Below are 20,378 nucleotides of genomic sequence, written 5' to 3'. Positions count from 1 at the left end.
CTCAGAAGTGAAACATCGTTGCGCCAATGGTAGTGTGGATTCGTCCATGTGAGAGTAGGTCATCGTCAGCTCTCTATTCTAAAGATAAACCCCCTTTGACTTATGTCAGAGGGGGTTTTCTTTTGGTTGGTATTTGAGGGAGTTAGCTGCTTTCTTAGACAATTAGCTTTTAGCTTGCCAAAATTAAATATCTGAAAATATCGCATAACGCTTCTTTCTAAAGTGCTTCCTCAATTCAATAGAAATTCATCTAAACATACTAAAAACGCGTAAATTTTACCAAATAGCTAATGAAGACTTCAATATTCTTTGCACTATCCTATCCTTATTAATATGGTTTATTTGATTATTATCATAGAGATACGTCCTATTTTTAGAGATTTTATCTTGGATAACTGTATGCACGGTTAGTGAATATATTACTGGCGATAATAATCTAAAATGATTTGACTTATATCATTATAGCTGCTAGTTTTAAATGGTATATTTATTACAGTTTTATAAAAATAACGTTTTAAATTTGTAGACAACTCGTTATTTTTTTAATCCGAAGTACTAAATGTAAGCTTTACTCCTACTCTTATAATTATCAAAAGGAATTGATAATGAAGTTAGCTCCTCTTTTTTCAATTGGTGCCTTAGCGGCTGCCAGTCTTTTAGGTTGTTCTAACCAATCTGCTGATACAACTGATGGCTCATCAGCGAACTCTCAAGAAACGACTGTTTTGCGCTTCTCACATTTTTGGCCAGCAACCTCATCTATTAGCACAGAGGTCTTTGAACCTTGGGCCAAACAAATAGAAACAGATTCTGATGGTCGTCTAAAAATAGAGCTATATCCTTCCGCAGGTCTTGCCAAAGCAGATGTTACCTACGAATCTGCTGCTAAAGGTACGATAGATATCGGTTCACAAGCACATGGTTATACTAGTGGTCGTTTTCCTTTAACTCAAATCACTGAACTTCCTGGTTTATCAAATTCAGCGACTCAAATGAGTTGTATACTACAGACTCTTTATGAGGATGGCACGCTCGCTAGTGAGTATGAAGACTCACATCTACTATTCATGTATGGTGCTGGGCCTGGTGCACTGCATACTACGGATAAATTGATCCGTACTCCTGAAGACATGAAAGGTATGCGCATTCGCCGTCCTTCAGCCGTCGCTGGTGACATTATCGAAAGTGCTGGCGCTTCACCAGTAGGTCTGCCTGCAAATGATATGTATACCTCGTTACAGCGAGGAGTTGTCGATGGGTTGAGTTTCCCATGGGAAGCTGTCACAGCATTTAAAATTGACGAGATTACCAAGTATCATACCAACATCCCTTTTTATAGTTCGGCGCTAATGGTGACTATGAATAAGGACAAGTACGACAATTTGCCTGATGACTTAAAACAAGTCTTGGATAAAAATTCTGGGATGGCACTGGCCAACAAGGTGGGTGAAGTGTTTGATAAGCATGATCAAATGGCCATACAAGCGGCCAGAGATAAAGGCGATGAAATCATCGAAATCCCTGATCCACTAAATGATCCAGACTGGAAAGGACCGCTCGAAAACGGCACTAAAAAATATCTAAGTGATGTTAATGCTTTGGGTTTAGATGCTGATAGTGTCTATGAAAAAGCAAAAGCCGCCAGTGCAGCCTGTAAGGTTTAATTCATTGGAGGTATCACATGGCATTTTTAGTAAAAATTAGCACCTTTATTTCTAGGCTATGTCAGTTCATCGGTGGCATTAGTCTTATCATTCTTGTTCTTGTAACTATGTTAGATGTGACAGCTCGTTATATTTTCAAGCTCACTGGTGGTGAGTTTGGATTTACGGTCAAAGGTAGTGTAGAGATAGTTTCCTACTTTATGCTATTTGCATTGTTAGCTGCCTTTGCCGCTTTTGTGGAACGCTCACAAATCATTGTCGATGTCTTCACTCAAAAAATGTCAAAAGCTGTTAAAGGCTACATGATGGGCACTTTTATGATGGGTTTCTTCATCATCGGTATTGTATTCACATGGGGACTTTATGAGAGTGCTTTTGACGCGATAGAGTATGGCAAAGTCACTCAAGACCTTCGAATATCTATGATGCCCATTTACGCTATCAGTGCCTTTTTAAGCATACTACTTGCCATTCGATCATTAATAGAATCCATTAATATCTTTAAAACAGGCGAGTTCTTTGACGCTGAGGAGACAGGGGCATGAGTCCAGAAATTATTGGCGCCATTGGTTTGTTGTGCATGATTGCGATGGTCATGCTGCGTGTTCCTGTTGCGCTCGCTATGCTAGGTGTTGGTTTGGTTGGCTTCGGTGCGGTGACAGCACCGATTGGTGCCGTACAGATGCTGAAGGATTTACCAGTTGATGTTTTAGCAAAATATGATTTTAGTGCCATTCCTTTATTCATACTGATGGGTGTTTTTGCTTCTCATTCGGGTATGGCAGGAAAGTTGTTTGATGCAACTCGCACAATATTTGGTGGAGTGAGGGGGAGTCTGGGTATTGCTGGTATAGGCTCGTCCGGTATCTTTGCTTCAATCTCAGGGTCATCATTGGCGACGGCATCTACCATGACCAAGGTTGCATTGCCACAAATGGAAAAGTACGGTTATCAACCTGGTTTTGCTTGTGGCATTTTAGCAGCAGGTGGTACGTTAGGTATTATGATCCCGCCCAGCATTGCGCTACTGGTCTATGCCATCCTAACTCAGCAGTCTGTCGGTGATATGTTTATTGCTGGCTTTTTACCTGGTATGTTAGGGATGGTGATGTACTCAATCACTGTCATGGTTATGGTACGCTGGAAGCCGCATTTAGCACGTCGCGGTGAGCCTACTTCTTTGAAAGCCAAGTTGCTATCGTTGACGGGACTCATACCATTTAGCTTTATTTTCATTGTGATTATCGCTGGTATTTTCTTTGGGTTATTTACCCCAACAGAAGGAGCAGCAGTCGGTGCGTTTGTTTCTTGGGCTTATGCTTTTGTCAAAGGCATGCGTTTAGATGGTTTAAAGCAGTCTTTGATTGAGACGCTCGCATTGTCAGCAGTGGTGTTTTTTATGCTACTGGGTGCAGAAGCCTTGGGTTACTTTATATCCGTCTCACGCTTGTCTTATACACTAGCAACTTGGATTGGTACGCTAGACGTCAGCCCAATGATCGTACTGATCTGTATCTTAATCATGTACTTCCTCTTAGGGTTGTTCATGGATGCTTTAGCAATGCTAGTCATTACTATTCCAGTGGTGTATCCAATCATTGTGGCGTTAGGGTTTGATCCAGTGTGGTTTGGTATCATCGCTGTATTGACAGTAGAGCTTGGACTGATTACGCCACCGATGGGGATGAATATTTTTGTGATTAAGGCAATGGCACCGCATATTAAGCTGTCTGATATGTTTCGCGGGGTCGCACCATTCATTGTCTCTGATTTGATACGACTGGTTATTTTGGTCGCCTTCCCAGCGATATCTTTAGTTTTGCTAACATAAGCTTTATAGATAACAGTAAGTTTAGAAAATCACAGTTTATAGTTCATCTAAAGTTTCGACTAGTAAGGCCATATTGTTTTCATAGCAATATGGCTTTTTTATGATCAAAGGAAAAGTGGGCATCATTATTCTATTATTAACTTATCCTCCATATAGTCGCACTATGAGACACTTTCTGAGTGGCTATTTTTATAGCCTCGAAGGTGAATTTTTTATTAGCGTAGATTATACGTGGATAACTTTTCTTATCGTTCTAAGGGCTTGTGAATGTAGTAAACTGGTTGGCACTTCTGAATAGATAGTTTGATAAGTAGAGAAAATAATGGCCATCGATTTTACTAACACGCTTATAGTCGCGATTTCTGCAACCGCGCTTTTTGATTTAACGGAATCAGAAAATTATTTATTAGAGTTATTAGAGCAGCGCCCGATAAGCGCTATCAAAGAGTTTCGTGACTACATGACCGAGCGTGAAAATGATCCTTTAGATATTGGCGCTGGATATCCACTAATCAAAGCATTGCTGAATCTCAATTATTATTGTAATAATAACAAAATGCAAGATATAGAGACCGATGCTCCTTTGGTAGAAGTGGTCATTGTCTCAAAAAGTAGTCCAGACACCGGTATTCAGGTACTCAATGCCATTCTTGCAGATGGTATTAATATTTCACGCTCAGCATTTATTTCAGGTAGCCCTGTTGCGCCTTACATAAAAGATTTCAATGTCGATTTATTTCTGACCACCAATCGTGATGATGCGCAGCAAGTTGCCGATGCCAATATTTGTGCTTGTGCGATACTGGATGCGACCCCTGTTAATACTTATGAATTAGATACTGAGCAATTACGTATTGCCTTCGATGGCGATGCAGTGTTGTTTGATGATTCAGGAGAGTTGCTCTATAAACAAAAAGGCCTGCGTGCTTTTCATGATCGTGAAGCACAGATGCGTGACTTGCCGATTGAAAAAGGGCCTTATGCTGAGCTGTTAATCAAGCTATCGAGCCTGCAAGAGCGTCTGCCAGCTGGTCTGAAACTGTCTCCAATAAAGATTGCTTTAGTCACTGCTCGTAATGCACCTGCTGATCTGCGTGCTATCAAGACGCTGCGAGAGTGGGGCGTAAACGTTGATATGGCATTCTTCTTAGGAGGTTTGGAGAAAACAGCAGTCCTGAGAACGTTTGCACCACATATCTTTTTTGATGACTCAATCAAGCATATCGATGCGGCACGTAGCTTCATTCCTACTGCGTTGGTTCCTTACCACTCGACATCATTATTACATGGTGATAGCTACTTAACGGCTGATAAAGATGCTGCATTATTGTCATTTAAACCAGTAGAGCACCCACTATTTGCTATAAATCCGTAAGAAATGCTTGAAGCAATTAACCCAAAGGATAAAAAATAATATGAACTGGCGGCAATTATTTACCTTGTTCGTAGCCCGAATCAAGCAAGTTTTTGGTTTATATGCTTTTGTACTAATACCCATGTGGGGCATGTTTTTTCTGAATGAAGTGGCATTATTTGGACTATGGAATATTTTTGGTATTGTGCCACGTGCCCTAGATGTGGGCAGCATGATAGGCGTTTTTGCTTCATGGACGATGCATGGTAATTATTCACATTTACTTGGCAACACGGTAACGTTATTACAAATATTATTTTTATTCGGGTTATTTGAAAAAAATGCCTATCGAACCATACTTAAATTGATAGTGGCTTCTGGGTTAGTCACTTGGATTATCGGTTCGCCATCTTCTATTCATATTGGAGCTTCGGGGTTATGCTTTGCGATGCTCGGTTACATGATAGGAGGGGCTGTATTTGCACGGCGCTGGGGTTATTTTATTGCTTGTATCGTTATGGGGGCGGGGTATTGGCTCACTATCAAAGAGGGTTTGATGCCGCAAGAAGGTATTTCCTTTGCCGCGCATTTCGGTGGTTTATGTGCGGGGCTGCTGCTAGGAGCCAATTCTAAGCATACTTACACGAAAACGTCTCGTTAATATCGTCAGTGAAAAGCAAAGTAAATAAGGCGGTAATTTAGATTTTTTATTCATCTAAAATACCGCCTTATCATCATATATCTTTTTGAAAAATGTACTACTAATGGATTTACTGTCTTAATTCTCTTTTAATTCGTTAGCTTTGTTTATCAGTGCAAATGCTGGTAAATAATGGATCATCTGTGGCTAAATCTCGCCATGCAGTCGTTTGTCTTACATGTTCATCAATTGATAGGGTATTGCCTTTCTCAGGTATAACGTAGTCTGCACGTGCAGGAATACTGCAATCGATAACTTGAGGAACTTTCTCTATACTTCTTCGTCTTTCAAATAAATACAAATTGAATAAATGTATATCTGGATTATCTACTTGTACACTAGCGTTTCCAATATCTGCAGCGATAAACCGTAATATGTGCGGCTTAGCGTAAGACCATGGACGGAACCACTCCGTGCTTTCTGCTGTTTTGACGACTTCTACGCCTACTGGTAGCTTTTCAACTTGTTGGCCATACCAGCTGTACTCTTGGTTTATTTGAAATGCAAACATACCAATAGCAGCAAATAAGGGAATCAGCCATTTAGGAGCGCGTTTGCCTGCCAGTTTGCTGAGGTGAGTTATGATAAGTGCTATTCCAGCCATACCAAATGCGGCAGCGATGGTAGCGATAAACTCAAAAAGCATAAAATATTCCTTAATGCGTTAGATGTATTTAATTGAACCTATTGGATAAATTAAAAATCTAGTTATTATAGCTATAGAATAAAAAAATCACCCACAAGCAATTACTGCCTGTGAGTGATATATAGTAACAGAAGATATATCCTCAGTTGTGAGCTTAGTGGTCGACTGCACCGCCAGCGCCACGTGGAGAACGTACGCTCTCAACCAACTCTTGGATATGTGCTGGTGGTGGCGCAGTAGCATAAGATACAGCGAATGCTACGATGAAGTTAAGCAATGCACCAACTGCACCAAATGATAATGGTGAGATACCAAATAACCAGTACTCTTCAGTATCAGGGAAGTTAGCAGTACCGCTGATGAAGAACCAACCTTTGAACATAAAGATATAGACAAGAACGACTATTAAACCAGTCAACATACCTGCAATAGCACCAAGATTGTTGATGCGTTTAGAGAAAATACCCATCATCAACACAGGGAACAATGAAGAGGCCGCAATACCGAAGGCCAGTGCTACGACCTGTGCGGCAAACCCTGGTGGATTCATACCTAAGTAAGTCGCTACTACAATCGCCACACCCATAGTGATACGAGCATACTTCAACTCTTGTGCATCAGTAATATTTGGGTTTAAGTTACCTTTAATTAAGTCATGACTGATGGCTGATGAAATTGCGAGCAGTAGACCTGCAGCTGTTGATAGTGCTGCTGCCAAACCACCTGCAGCGATAAGACCAATAACCCATGGTGGAAGCTGTGCAATCTCTGGATTCGCTAGAACTAAGATATCAGCGTTAACATCAAGCTCGTTACCTGCCCATCCAGCGTCAGCAAAACGACCCTCAAGCTCTGCATCATGTGCAATACGAGCGGTTTCTACTGCTGCAGTTGCTGCAGCAACATCGCCACCGTCAGCTTGAGCAGTATTAAGAGCGATCTGAGCGGCACCAAGTCCACTGTCACTATATAACTGGATACGACCATCATTGTTTAGATCGTTATACTTGATAAGACCTGTCTCTTCCCAAGTTTTCATCCAATCAGGACGATCATCATTGAGAATAGGTTGGTTTTCAACACCTTGTGGGTAGATAGTATCTACTAAGTTTAAGCGCGCCATAGCACCTACTGCTGGAGCAGTGAAGTACAATAGTGAGATAAATACTAACGTCCAACCAGCAGTCCAACGAGCATCAGCGACTTTAGGTACAGTGAAAAAGCGAATGATAACGTGTGGTAGACCTGCTGTACCGATCATAAGCGTCAAGGTAAACAATACCATATTGAGCTTGTTAGGTACGTCAGCAGTATACGAAGAAAAACCTAAGTCAGTAACGACTTGATTTAGCTTGGTCAAAATAGGGACACCTGATTCGACATGGTTTGAGAACAAACCTAAGCCTGGAATCGGGTTACCTGTCAACTCAAGTGAAATAAAGACGGCAGGAATAGTATAGGCAATCATCAGAACCACATACTGTGCAACCTGCGTATAGGTAATCCCTTTCATACCACCAAGTACAGCATAAAAGAAGACAACAATAGCAGCGATAATAAGACCAGTACTACTCTCAACTTCTAAGAAGCGCGAGAATGCAACACCAGCACCGGTCATCTGACCGATAACGTAAGTGGTCGATGCAGTAATCAAACAGACCACAGCAATCATAGCAGCCGTTTTTGAGTAAAAACGATCGCCGATAAAGTCCGGAACCGTGAACTTACCAAATTTACGCAAGTAAGGCGCTAAAAGCATTGCCAGTAGAACGTAACCGCCTGTCCAACCCATCAAATAGGTAGAAGCGCCATAACCACCAGCAGCAATCAGACCTGCCATTGAGATAAATGACGCCGCACTCATCCAGTCAGCAGCGGTTGCCATACCGTTAACGACCGGATGGACACCACCGCCAGCAACATAAAATTCACTGGTCGAACCAGCACGAGCCCAAATCGCGATACCGAAGTACAGTGCGAAAGATAGACCCACAAAAATAAGATTAATTACAAATTGACTCATGGGGCTATTCCTCGTCTACGCCATATTGTTTATCTAACTTATTCATACGCCAAGCGTAAAAGAAAATTAGGATGATAAAAATACCAATAGATCCTTGCTGAGCAAACCAAAAGCCCAGATCAGTACCACCGATTTTGATACCAGCTAACAATGGACGAAACAAAATACCAAAGCCGTACGAGCATAGTACCCAAACGACAAGGCAACCTTGAATGAGACGAATATTGGCTTTCCAATATCCAGATGAATCGCTGTGGTTCTCCATAGGACAACTCCTTTTGTCTTACCTAAAATGTTATTGTCGGTCTAATTTTACTGAATCGTGATGGTTTCACATTTATCGATTACCGCGATATTATATCTATGGCAACAATTTGCTTGATAGACTGCAAATCCAAAATTATTTAATAGTGTTACTAAAAAAGTACCAACAACATGAGAAAGGTTTTGGCTATTTTTTATTACTCAAATGGTCATAAAAAATAGATACGTACTGTGCCAAACAGTGGGAAACGCAATACGTAACAGCATGTTTTTACTGAAAGCTGATTGCCAAAAGTGATAAATGAATGCTTCAGTATTGCATCAGTCACTTTTATTAAAAATGTTGTATAGGAATAATAGGGCTTATCGAGGAAGAGAGAGAGGGAGTAGGACAATCCACTGTCTTTTTTGCAATCTTGTCTTCCTGACAAGGACCTGAACATTTTTAATGTTCCAAAAATTCATGTTGACCAGTAAATATTACATCAACATGAATGTCTAAAATGCATTTTGCCTGTACTAAATAGAAGTAATGGCAATAATTGAGTGTGCATTTAAGATATCTATATAGTATCTAATATTGGTATACATCCTCTCAATAGTTAAAATCGCAGGGATGATACAACAATAGTTTAATAAATACTGCTAAATTGTTACTCAATACATTCTATAGTATATCAAGTGTAAGTAACATTTATTTAATAAATATATTATCAGAGTTAATAACCAAATGTGATAATCGTTAATCACTCAATGTCTATATCATGCACATGATATTTTGGTATCGAATGTTTTGAACCAGATGCTTTAGTGTCTGGCATTGGTCGAAATATGATACCGGTACTACTCTTAGAGAAAGTCTATAAAGTGTTAATCGTTAATGAGGAGTCCGTATGAATGACGGAATAGCAGGTTGGTTTAATAGCATCGTAAATTATGGTGTCAGCATTATTTGGGGTAACAATGATTGGTTGATTGCCAGTAACCCTTGGTATGGATTGTTAGTGTTCGTACTTATTGGCGCAGGTCTTTACTTTACCATTATTACACGCTTTATTCAGTTTCGTCATTTTGGCCATATGTGGAAGCTATTACGCGTTTCCAATCAAGGGCGTAAAGATGGCGGTATTAGCTCGTTTGAAGCATTAATGACATCATTAGCAGCGCGCGTCGGCACAGGTAACTTAGCAGGGGTAGCCATTGCGATTTATCTTGGCGGTCCAGGTGCTGTGTTTTGGATGTGGATGACTGCAATCGTCGGTATGTCGACGAGCTTCATTGAATCAACGCTCGCTCAAGCATATAAAGTACCGCACAACGACAATGTCTATCGTGGTGGACCGGCTTACTATATTGAAAAAGGTCTGGGTAAACGCTGGTTGGCTATATTTTTCTCATTATGTTTGCTGGTGGCTTTTGGTTTGGCGTTCAACGGCGTACAGTCAAATACCATTGCACAGGCAACGCATGAAGCCTTCGGTATTCCAACATGGATGACAGGCTTGATACTAGTAGTCTTAGTAGCGCCAGTGGTATTCGGTGGCTTGCGTTCGGTTGCTCGTATCGCGGGTAAAATCGTACCAGTCATGGCTATTTTATATGTGTTATTGGCCTTATATATTATCGTTACCAACTTTAGCCAGTTCCCAGCAGCGATTGCTTTGATTGTAAAATCAGCATTTGGTTTTGAGCAAGCAGCCGGTGGTGTGATTGGTTATGGTATTGCTCAGGCAATGATTAATGGTATCAAACGTGGCTTATTCTCTAACGAAGCCGGTATGGGTTCAGCGCCTAATGCGGCAGCAACTGCAAAAAGCCATCCTGATCATCCTGCAGTGCAAGGCTTCATGCAAATGCTGGGTGTATTCATGGATACGCTCATCATCTGTACAGCAACCGCGTCGATTATCATATTATCTGGTGTGGTCGATCCAAATGTTGAACAAGAAGGTATTCAGCTGACTCAGCTAGCACTATCACAGTATGTGGGTGACTTAGGTGTGGTGTTCGTTGCCATCGCTATTTTCTTCTTTTCGTTCACTTCTATCATCGCCAATTATAGCTATGGTGAGTCGAATCTTGAGTTTATCTCTGGTGCCAAAAATGCCAAGGTAATGATCATGGTATTCCGCTTCATGGTATTGGGCATGGTATTCATTGGTGCCGTTGCTAGCTTACCTGCTATTTGGAATTTCGCCGATTTATCAATGGGTCTGATGGCACTGGTCAACTTGGTGGCTATTGTCATGCTATCTCCAGTGGCGCTTAGAATTTTACGTGATTATGAACGTCAAATAAAAGAGGGCAAAACAGGAGATCAAATCAAATTTAACCCTGATGATTTCGTGAAGCTGAAAGATGAAGCCAATCGTGATGCGTGGACAGATTAATTTTGATGATTAAATGAAGTCTATAAGTACAAAAAACCGCCCTTTCTATAATATAGAAAGGGCGGTTTTTTATTGAACTGCTATAACGCTATGGGAGCAATGATGGTCTCAATCATAGATTACATGTTTGGATAGTTAGGGCCACCGCCACCTTCTGGCGTTACCCAAGTGATGTTTTGCGAAGGATCTTTGATATCGCACGTTTTGCAATGTACACAGTTTTGTGCATTGATAACAAACTTAGCACCTTCAGCATTTTTAACCACTTCATAAACACCGGCTGGGCAATATAAACGCGCAGGCTCTGCATATAAAGGTAAGTTAATTGAGACAGGAACCGTTGGATCGGTCAGTTTCAAATGCGTCGGCTGATCTTCAGCGTGGTTGGTATTAGAGATGAACACTGACGACAATTTATCAAAGACCAGCTTGCCATCAGGCTTGAGATAAGTTGGCTGATAAGCATGAGCAGCACGTTCAAGCTGATCATAGTCATGTAGATTGTCATGTAAGGTAAATGGCATTTTACCCTTTAATAGATTGTGCTCAATAAAGGTGAAAGCACCGCCCATAAACAGACCCATGCGATGTATCGCAGGCGAGAAGTTACGTGATTCATAGTTGTCTTGATACAGCCATGACTCTTTATACATTGTTGTATAAGCAACGACTTCGTCATGCTGACGGTCAGCTTGTAATGCTTCAAAGATAGCTTCGGCTGCGAGCATACCTGATTTCATCGAGGTATGAGTCCCTTTGATTTTGGCAGGGTTCAAGAAGCCAGCATCATCACCGACCAAAACACCACCTGGGAATGTGAATTTCGGTAGTGAATTTAGACCACCTTTGGTCAATGCACGTGCGCCGTAAGAAATGCGTTTGCCGCCTTCTAATACGTTTTTGATGACAGGATGCGTTTTCAAACGCTGCATCTCATCAAATGGCGACATATATGGGTTGTGGTAAGACAAGTCAGCGACAAGACCAAAGCTAACTTGGTTGTTTTCATCAAAGTACAACCACCAGCCACCAGTAGAACCCGTTTCGGTCAATGGCCAGCCAAGACCGTGCATGACTACGCCTTGCTCATGTTTTTCAGGTACAACGTCCCACAGCTCTTTCAAGCCAAGACCATAATGCTGAGGATCTGAGTCTTTATCAAGATCAAAACGGCTGATCAAGCGTTTGCCTAGGTGACCGCGGCTACCTTCAGCAAAGATAGTATATTTGGCAAGCAGCTCGTAACCAGGCTCAAAGCTTGGCTTGGCTTCGCCATTAGCAGCCACGCCCATATCACCCGTTAAGACACCGCGTACAGAGCCATCGTCATTATATAAGATGTCATCGGCAGGGAAGCCTGGGAACATCATGACTTCTAGCTCTTCTGCTTGTACAGCCAACCAACGAACCACATTACCTAAGGAGACAATATAGTTGCCGTCATTGTGCATCGGCCCTGGAATCAAAGAATCAGGAACTTTAGTAGAGCGTGTGGCCGAGTTTAGATAGTAGAAGCGATCTTCGGTCGCTGGCACGTTAAGCGGTGCGCCTTTTTCTTTCCAATCTGGAATTAACTCGTTCAACGCACGTGGTTCGATGACCGCGCCAGATAAGGTATGAGCACCAAATTCAGAGCCTTTCTCGACCACACAAACCATAAATTCATCATTGCCAGCTGCAATAGCAAGTTGACGTAGACGAATAGCGGCAGAGAGACCAGCAGGTCCACCACCGACGATGATGACATCGAACTCCATTGATTCACGTTCGATTTCAGGCTCTGCCGCTACAGGTTCTACGACTGGCTCTGGTGCTTTTTCGATAATAACTTCTTCAGCAAGTTGCTCTTCCACTGCGACTTCTCCAACTGCCACTTCTTGAGTCGCAACTTCTGGCGCTGCTTTGTGCAGATTTGCTGTTTCTGGCTTGTCAGTGTTCACAGTATTACCGTCGATGATTGCTTCTTGATTGTTTGGCTCTTGCATACCTACTCCTAAACTTTTAGTGGCTTATCTCAGGGCATCATTAGCTTAACAATTGAATAATAGAGTTGCGGCGCTAACGTTACTCAGACATATGGCTGCCCGATAAAAACTGTCTTTGCGGCATCAATTGATCACGCTGCTATTGAGATCAATTTATTTAAAGATATCAACACATAACGTAAAATGTGTCATTAACACAATAGCCACTTGATCGTTTTAATAAAAATAAAAAATCGTTACTCATTATAAAAGAAAAGTCCTATAAACACGATACGCATTTATGAGTATAGGTGTTAAGGTAATATCGAGTTAATGAGTGGTTTATGATGACGTGGTCTCATCATACCCGAAACTAAAATTTATAGTAATAACAGATTTGCCAAACTTTGAATACTAGGTAAAGGATTATACAATGAATAATGATAATAATAGTGCTGCTAGTAATCGTAAAAATGGTGCTGAAGTCCCTGATAACCTGTCACCCGACCTAAATAACATGGATGCGCTTAGCCTGTATTTAAAGTCTACTGCAGGCTCACGCAAAGGTCGTGCAATACCACCACTAGAGAACTGGCATCCTGATAATGTGGCTGATATGGATCTGGTCATAAAGGCAAATGGTGAGTGGTGGCATGAAGGTGGTGAAATGACTAGAGAGTCATTAGTCAGCTTGTTTGCGACTATATTGTGGAAAGAAGAAAATGAGGGCATCACTGAGTACTTTTTGAAGACACCTGTGCAAAAAATCCGCATTCAAGTGGAAGATGCGCCACTTCTGATTAATGATGTCGGTATCGTCAATGAGGGCAATAAAAGTTGGTTAGAGTTTACGACCACAACAGGTGATGTGGTGCGTTTAGATGATGAGCATCAAATCATATTAAAGGCGTATAATATTAAAGGTAATAATACAATCGACCATACAATGGCTGATGTAGATGCTGATAATCATCAGGGGAAAACATCCGAAAGGCAAATACGTCCTTATATGCCCGTTAGAAATGGTTTGACCGCACTGATCGGTCGTAACACCTTTTATCATTTGACGGAAATTGGTGAACTGAGAGAGCAAGATGGTAAGGTAATATTAACCTTACAAAGTGGCGGTAGCTCATATCAATTATCGATGCCAGCCGATTAACAACACTGGTAAATTACGCTACACTCAATAGATAGAATGATTTTTACCAACTAAAACACTGATAGCGGTATGATATAGTCGATTCAATTTAAAAGTAGTACAAGGCAACTGAGTGTAGATGTATATTAAATACTTCAAGCGAGGTTAACACAGTAATACTCTTATAGTGGAATGGCCATATTTAAGTCAATCCGCGATTGAATAAGCAGTATAAAGATGACGATATGTGTATAAAAATGGCAGTAACGTAATCATGGATATTGCCGCAAGTAATACCCCTAATACAATCAAAGTACGCTCAGATGGCCTTAATAGTAACGGCTCTGAATGTATATCTAATGCTACTATTATTAAAACTGGCATTAATACCACTGTGCATAATAGAAGTCGAAACGCGCCAATTGGACTGTTTGATTCTGGTCTTGGAGGACTGTCTGTCTATCTACATTTAGCGAAGCAATTACCTACCGAGCGTTATGTTTATTATGCTGATACGCTGAATGTACCCTACGGTAATCGTGACAGTGCAGATATCGAAGCGCTAACGTTGACGGCAGTAGAGTGGTTGTATCAGCAAGGCTGTAAGCTTATCGTCATTGCGTGCAACAGTGCCTCAGCTTATGCATTGGAGACAGCACGGCGTTATTATCCACAGTTACCTATCGTTGGTTTAGTCCCTGCCTTGAAGCCAGCAGTACTCGCCAGTAAAAGTGGCCGTGTTGCAGTATTGGCGACCAAGGCGACTTTGAATGGTACGTTGCTGAATGACGTTATCAATAACGTCGCAAAACCTAACCATACTATCGTTACCAAGTATTTTGATCCGCAATTAGTACCTTGGGTAGAGGCTGGGATGCCAGAGGAAAGCGAAACGGCTCTAAATTTGCGCCAGCAGCTACAAGTGTTTGCAAATGATGGTATTGACCAATTGGTACTAGGCTGTACGCATTATCCGTTTTTTAAAGAATTCTTATTAGATGAGATTGCTCAGCAGCAGTTATCGATGCAAGTGGTTGACTCTGGACAAGCAATCGCCGAGCGCGTCAAACAACTATTGGTCGTGAACCAGCTGTCAGCGTCAATTAAGAGTCAGTCAAATGGTCTAGCTGCCATTGGTGGCTCAGATGTTAATCTGCGGTCGCCATTGGTTTTTTATGCGACCAAATATGATGGCAAACTGGATGTTTTGATTACGCGGTTGCTTGGCAGCGAAGTCGTATTACAATATTATGCTAAGTAAGGGCGACTGATACTGCTTATATAAAGCCCCTAATCATACTTATATCATTAAAATAAATTGAACCAAATTTTTATAAGACTGTGCTAGTCTGTGCAAAACAAGATATTTGTGCTCTCTTTTATATCATATTCTTTTATATCATGACCTGATTTTAGAGGTGATTGTGCCAAACCGTCGCTACCATATTCATATCATATGCGCTGATAATGACCAGTTGTTGGTCTTAGACAGCTTAGCGATATTTTTTCAGCCGTTTGCATTTTTGACCTATGATGTGTCGAGCCAATTGCCGACAGCCTCTTTATATGGTCGACAATGTATCGATTCCTGCGATTATGTGGCGATGATCATTGGAGACAGCTACGGTACGGTACAAAGAACAGGCGTCAGTCAAATGCATTTGAGCTATTTGAATGCTAAAGCCAAAAGCAAACCCTTATTTGTGTTAGTCAAAAATCATTCTCAAGATGCGCTCATTAGCCGTCAACTGCAAGAGTTCATTAAGTTGGTGACTAGGCAAGATAATCAACTATATTATTATGATACAGAAGCTGATATCGAAAAACTGATCGCAAAAGCTTACGACAATATCATGGTTGATCATAAGGTAACTGGTGGCTGGGTAAGGGCTAATGAGGAAACCATCAAGTTCAGCAACCAATCAGTGGCTGAAAGATTTGCAGATATATTATCTACTAATAAAACTGTTAAGAAAGACAGTCCTGTCGATGAAGCCTTTGCGGCGGATAACGTGAGCCAACCAATTGTATTGACAGAAGGGATAGATGTTCGGTATAGCGCCCAAGCTTATGAGGGTGGTAATTTAACAGATGTGACCAGACTGCTGGCATTAACGTGGGAAGAGATACTGGTCTCATTAATGAAAATCCCATCGAACTTTTCTAGCTATGGCTTGCAAAACACCATGAATCGCCTCATAGCGTCAAAGGCTGAGCAAGACGTCAAACAAGATATGCCCAATGTTCATGCTGTCTCGCGCTGCCAAATTTCTCAAGATGATTTAAATAAATTGCAGCGTCAACTGGTTGGTGCCAACTGGATACAGCTGACCACTTACGGTACTCGAGCTTCACAAGAGCTTTGGAAATTGACCTTTTATGCAAAGAATCTGTGGAAAAACTCGGATTCTCAGTCGCAATGATAAATATACTTTTTTAGTAGCACCTATTATTAGTGCTTCTCATATCTCCTCAATTTTAAAATATTCATCATGATAGACATTGTCAGTAGTATGTATGATTCTATGAATACGTTTTGTAATACAAAGCATACGAGCCAATGGTTGTGAATCCGTTCAAGACTGGTGATAATAAGACTGGTTAGATATTTATGATGAACACATCGCTTATATTAAAATTAAAAACGTATAAAACGTACAATAATATTGACCCATTAAGGAGAGTATATAATGAGTAACGATAAACGTGACGAACTAAGAAATGAATTAGATGGTTTAGAAAAAACGATGCATGACTCTGAACAGTTTCATACATTAGAAGAGCAAGTAGCAGATATGAAACGCCGTGGTATCGATCCAAGCCAAGCTTATAAAGATTTGGATAGAAAAGAACAAGACGAAGATTGGGGCGATGCAACTTGGAAAGAGAATGGCAAGTGGGAATCAAAAACCCCTGCTGATTTAGATGACAAAGCGCGTGAAAACTGGGATGGTGACAATGGTAAGCCAAATCCACCACCTATCGTTTAAGTTATCATTTTAGCTTTCAAAATTTTATGTAGTTTTTTGACAAAACCAAAAAAAGCCACGCTAATCATAGCGTGGCTTTTTTATGTGCTAAAGAACAGATTATTTAATCTTACGAACCTTCGTCAACACGGACGAGCTGAATAGTACCATCGGCACTAGTAACGCGGCGATAGCGTGTATTGTCAGACGTCGATGATTGAGCAGCTGGTTGCGCTGAATAAGTGTTGCTAGGTGTAGTCGTTTGCTGTTGGATCAGTTGTCCCATACGATCAGCAGGGGCAGGGTTTAAAGGTCTGCTATTTGAAGGTTGGCCAAACTGAGTTTGATTTGTCGCTGCATTACCAACGATTGCGCGATAGAATTTCTGTCCTGCGCGGCCATCTGCTGGAAATATACCTTTACTAGATTGGTATTGCTGGATAGCAGTACGAGTGTTATCACCAATGATGCCATCAACACCACCAATATCATAACCAGCATTTAATAGTGCTTGTTGAATGTCTTTTGCTTGTTGGCGGCTGATTCCTGGGTCATCCGTTGGCCACGCTGTGGCAAAGTCGGTTTTGCTACTGTCTTCGCGGATGATTAGGTCTGCTAAATGAGCGATTGCCAATGCGTAGTTTTCTGAGGCATTGTATGAATAAAACGTATCGAAGTTTTTACCAACCAAAAATGCAGGGCCTTCAATACCAGCAGGTAATAATAATCCTGCGCTGCTTAAATCAGATGGTAGAGAGCCACCATTCGCGAGTGTTAGACCTTGACCACGCCAGTGACTGATAGACTTTTTGTTTTTACGGTCAGACGCTGCCCAGTAGCCATCAGGTAGTTTGACTTCATAGCCCCAAGGCTCGCCTGAGCGGTAGCCGCGCTTACTCAAAAAGTTCGCAGTGGAGGCTAGTGCGTCAGGGACATTGTTGACCAAATCACGGCGTCCGTCACCATCAAAGTCGACAGCCAACTCTAAGAAAGTGCTTGGCATAAACTGTGTCTGCCCAAAAGCACCTGCCCAAGAGCCAGTCATATCACTTGGTGCGATATCACCATTTTGGACGATTTTTAGAGCATTGGCATACTCGCCTTGGAAGTAACTCTGGCGACGATCAAAGCATGACAGTGTCGCTAAAGATTCAAACAGTGGCTTTTTGCCCAATGTCTGACCGAAGTTTGACTCTACGCCCCATACCCCTAATACATGCTCAGCTTTTACACCATAACGAGACTCTATTTGGCGTAGTGTGTCACTCCACTGGCGTTTGGCACGGATACCATCTTCTACGCGCTCTTTGTCCACTAGCACTGATAGATAATCCCACACGTCTTTTTGAAACTCAGGCTGATAGTTAAGAGACTGAATCACACTAGGATCAGGCTGAGTAGGGCGATAGTTGTTAAAGGTAAAACTGTCGACGCCACGAAATTTGCTAGAGTTTTTTAGACCATCTAAACATTGTTGGAATTCAGCATTTGATAAATCTGGGGCATCTGGTGCAGCCGCTTGGGCAGTGCTAGCAAGACTCAGCCCAACAGCGATGCTAAGTAGTGATAAATTAGAAAGTGAAGTCAAACGCATGGGAATATCCTATAAACATCGAAATGGTCATTGAGAAGTAAAACAAAGTGGATAAAAGCAGTATTGACTTAGAGTAACCAATCTAAACAGTAAAGAAAAGGTATCGAAGGACTAAGATTGTGAATGGTTACTATAAATTGACGGTGGCGCAAGATTAGAAGAGGGTTTTAAGTAAGTTGAGGCTTTTTTCAAAACAATAGCATTCCTCAGCTGCGTTTTAAGTTGCTATACTGATTGGTAAGCATCACCACAGAAATTGATAAAATACTTAAATATTTACTACCTATAAAAATAAGGTAAACAATGAAAGTTAAACGCTTACATCTGCAAAACTATGGTCGATTTGAAGACCTAAAAATAGACTTTGCTCCGACAGCCGAGAAGGCGGGTAATATCACTGTGATTGTGGGCGATAATGGTGCAGGTAAGTCGCAGATTTTGCAGGCTTTGGCTACTGGGTTGAGTTGGTTTGTAAACGGGGTTTTAGATTCTAGTGGACAACCTACTACTAGAACTAAAGCCGACAATGAGTTTTTAAAACTTCCACATGAAGGAGAGTACATTAGGCAGTCGCAAATTAAGAATACTAAGGAAGAGGTATCATTGAAACTGTCGTTTCTTGATGTCAAAGAAGAAGTTAAAAGTATAAAGGTAAGTGCGACTAGAAAAGAGGTTTTAAGCCCTGCTGTATATGGTATAGATGATGACGGTTTTAATTCTTTAATAGAACAGTATACAAATATTTTTGGAGACAATAGAGAAGCTAGTCTCCCTTTAATAGCAAATTATACAACTGATAGAAATGTTGAAGTTAATAGTATTAACGCTGGTTATAGCTATATGTTAAACCAACTATCTGCTTATAAAGACTTTTTAAACGCTGGAGTAAACTATGCTCTTTTTTTTCAGTGGTTTCGTGACAACGAAGATATTGAGAACGAGCAATCAAAAAATAAGATATCGAAAAGCGAAAAAGTAGATGAGTTGATCCAATCTCAAATGCGTTTGCATGATCTTTTGTTAGAAAGAGAGCATTTTGATGATATTGAATATTTTCCAAACGATGAAGTTCGCTATCTTAGTTTGGCTGAACTATCAGCTGAAATTGAAAAAGAAAAATACCATTATAATTCATTAAATATACGTAACCATTGGTTGAATGAAGCAGCTTTGAAAAACCAGCTTACTTCTCTGAACGCTATTCGTAATGCAATAGAGTATTTTACTAATTTTAAAAACCCTCGCATACGTCGCCAAGGTACACCTACTATGATAGTAGAAAAAGATGGCGAAGAATTAGACGTCAATCAGTTATCCCAAGGAGAGAAATCACTTCTAGCTTTGGTCGGAGATATTGCACGTCGATTAGCTATACTTAATCCTAGCCTTGATAATCCGCTAGAAGGTGAAGGTATGGTGATGATTGATGAAGTGGATTTGCATCTTCATCCAAAATGGCAACATGACTTGATTGATAAATTTGTAAAAACTTTCCCCAATGTGCAATTTGTTTTAACCACCCATTCGCCACATGTTATCAGCGATCGGCCTGATACTTTGGTTTATGCTCTTGATGATGGTGAGCTAAATCAAGTATCAAATGTTTATGGTGAAGACGTTAATACAGTTTTAACTAAAGTATTTGATGTGCCAATTAGAGATCCAAAAGCACAAAAAGATTTCGATAAAGTTGCAGAACTTATTTATCAGAAGAAGTTTGAGAGTGCAGAGAGTTACATTATGAAATTAGAAAAACAGATGCCAGAGAATTTAGAATTACTGCGCTGTCGATTGCATCTCACTCAAGCCCAACTTGCAGCAAAAAAAGAGGGCTAGCG

Annotated in this window: 16 protein-coding genes; 11 read left to right on the top strand and 5 right to left on the bottom strand. The window is 40.9% G+C overall.

The annotated features are described in order from the left end of the window. Positions 1-605 precede the first annotated feature (605 nt). From AAEY75_RS13500 to AAEY75_RS13480, 5 genes are all read left to right on the top strand, one after another. Positions 606-1,664, top strand: coding sequence for a TRAP transporter substrate-binding protein (locus tag AAEY75_RS13500; protein WP_197218464.1), 1,059 nt, complete (start codon positions 606-608; stop codon positions 1,662-1,664). Positions 1,665-1,681: 17 nt separating this feature from the next. Continuing rightward, the gene (locus tag AAEY75_RS13495; protein WP_194198204.1) at positions 1,682-2,209 is read left to right on the top strand and encodes a TRAP transporter small permease; all 528 of its coding nucleotides are present in this window, start codon (positions 1,682-1,684) and stop codon (positions 2,207-2,209) included. Then, a complete protein-coding gene (locus AAEY75_RS13490; RefSeq protein ID WP_110924132.1) occupies positions 2,206-3,495 on the top strand; it encodes a TRAP transporter large permease in 1,290 nt (429 codons plus the stop codon). Before AAEY75_RS13495 ends, AAEY75_RS13490 begins: the two co-directional genes overlap by 4 nt. A gap of 322 nt (positions 3,496-3,817) precedes the next feature. Continuing rightward, on the top strand, positions 3,818-4,870 hold the full coding sequence (locus AAEY75_RS13485) for a 5'-nucleotidase (protein ID WP_352259838.1): 1,053 nt from the start codon (positions 3,818-3,820) through the stop codon (positions 4,868-4,870). A gap of 40 nt (positions 4,871-4,910) precedes the next feature. Next, positions 4,911-5,510 (top strand): rhomboid family intramembrane serine protease, encoded by a 600-nt coding sequence (locus AAEY75_RS13480; protein WP_352259837.1) that lies wholly within the window; start codon positions 4,911-4,913, stop codon positions 5,508-5,510. A gap of 136 nt (positions 5,511-5,646) precedes the next feature. On the opposite strand, the gene AAEY75_RS13475 is transcribed toward AAEY75_RS13480, so the two are convergent. The 3 genes from AAEY75_RS13475 to AAEY75_RS13465 all read right to left on the bottom strand — a co-directional run bounded on the left by AAEY75_RS13475 (position 5,647) and on the right by AAEY75_RS13465 (position 8,483). After that, positions 5,647-6,195, bottom strand: a complete 549-nt coding sequence (locus tag AAEY75_RS13475; RefSeq protein ID WP_352259836.1) for a hypothetical protein — start codon at positions 6,193-6,195, stop codon at positions 5,647-5,649. A gap of 154 nt (positions 6,196-6,349) precedes the next feature. Then, positions 6,350-8,218 (bottom strand): sodium:solute symporter family protein, encoded by a 1,869-nt coding sequence (locus tag AAEY75_RS13470; RefSeq protein ID WP_352259835.1) that lies wholly within the window; start codon positions 8,216-8,218, stop codon positions 6,350-6,352. A 4-nt stretch (positions 8,219-8,222) separates the two neighbouring features. Then, entirely contained in the window at positions 8,223-8,483 is a 261-nt protein-coding gene (locus AAEY75_RS13465; protein WP_110924137.1) for a DUF4212 domain-containing protein, read from the bottom strand. 892 nt (positions 8,484-9,375) lie between these two features. On the opposite strand from AAEY75_RS13465, the gene AAEY75_RS13460 reads away from it, so the two are divergent. Further along, positions 9,376-10,872: an alanine/glycine:cation symporter family protein gene (locus tag AAEY75_RS13460; RefSeq protein ID WP_197102555.1), complete on the top strand. Its 1,497-nt coding sequence runs from the start codon at positions 9,376-9,378 to the stop codon at positions 10,870-10,872. Positions 10,873-10,991: 119 nt separating this feature from the next. Here AAEY75_RS13460 and AAEY75_RS13455 read toward each other — a convergent pair whose 3' ends face one another. After that, positions 10,992-12,629, bottom strand: a complete 1,638-nt coding sequence (locus AAEY75_RS13455; protein WP_110924209.1) for an electron transfer flavoprotein-ubiquinone oxidoreductase — start codon at positions 12,627-12,629, stop codon at positions 10,992-10,994. A 640-nt stretch (positions 12,630-13,269) separates the two neighbouring features. Between AAEY75_RS13455 and AAEY75_RS13450 the strand changes: the two genes are divergently transcribed. The 4 genes from AAEY75_RS13450 to AAEY75_RS13435 all read left to right on the top strand — a co-directional run bounded on the left by AAEY75_RS13450 (position 13,270) and on the right by AAEY75_RS13435 (position 16,967). Further along, positions 13,270-13,998: a DUF1285 domain-containing protein gene (locus tag AAEY75_RS13450; protein ID WP_352259834.1), complete on the top strand. Its 729-nt coding sequence runs from the start codon at positions 13,270-13,272 to the stop codon at positions 13,996-13,998. 253 nt (positions 13,999-14,251) lie between these two features. Then, positions 14,252-15,238 carry a glutamate racemase gene (murI, locus tag AAEY75_RS13445; RefSeq protein ID WP_352259833.1) on the top strand — a complete coding sequence of 329 codons (987 nt, stop codon included), beginning with the start codon at positions 14,252-14,254 and terminating at the stop codon, positions 15,236-15,238. A gap of 163 nt (positions 15,239-15,401) precedes the next feature. Next, positions 15,402-16,400, top strand: a complete 999-nt coding sequence (locus AAEY75_RS13440; RefSeq protein ID WP_352259832.1) for a DUF4062 domain-containing protein — start codon at positions 15,402-15,404, stop codon at positions 16,398-16,400. A gap of 267 nt (positions 16,401-16,667) precedes the next feature. Next, positions 16,668-16,967: a hypothetical protein gene (locus AAEY75_RS13435; protein WP_110924141.1), complete on the top strand. Its 300-nt coding sequence runs from the start codon at positions 16,668-16,670 to the stop codon at positions 16,965-16,967. A gap of 109 nt (positions 16,968-17,076) precedes the next feature. Here the strand turns inward: AAEY75_RS13435 and AAEY75_RS13430 are convergent, their stop codons facing one another. Then, positions 17,077-18,540: a lytic murein transglycosylase gene (locus tag AAEY75_RS13430; RefSeq protein ID WP_352259831.1), complete on the bottom strand. Its 1,464-nt coding sequence runs from the start codon at positions 18,538-18,540 to the stop codon at positions 17,077-17,079. Positions 18,541-18,843: 303 nt separating this feature from the next. Here AAEY75_RS13430 and AAEY75_RS13425 point away from each other — a divergent pair, with 303 nt between their 5' ends. After that, positions 18,844-20,376 carry an AAA family ATPase gene (locus AAEY75_RS13425; protein ID WP_352259830.1) on the top strand — a complete coding sequence of 511 codons (1,533 nt, stop codon included), beginning with the start codon at positions 18,844-18,846 and terminating at the stop codon, positions 20,374-20,376. Positions 20,377-20,378: the final 2 nt, after the last annotated feature.

The organism is Psychrobacter sp. TB55-MNA-CIBAN-0194 (genome assembly GCF_040309505.1).
GTDB classification, from domain to species: Bacteria; Pseudomonadota; Gammaproteobacteria; order Pseudomonadales; family Moraxellaceae; genus Psychrobacter; species Psychrobacter fozii.
The sequence above is the reverse complement of the archived record's forward strand: the minus strand, read 5'-3'. Positions and strand labels throughout refer to the sequence as shown.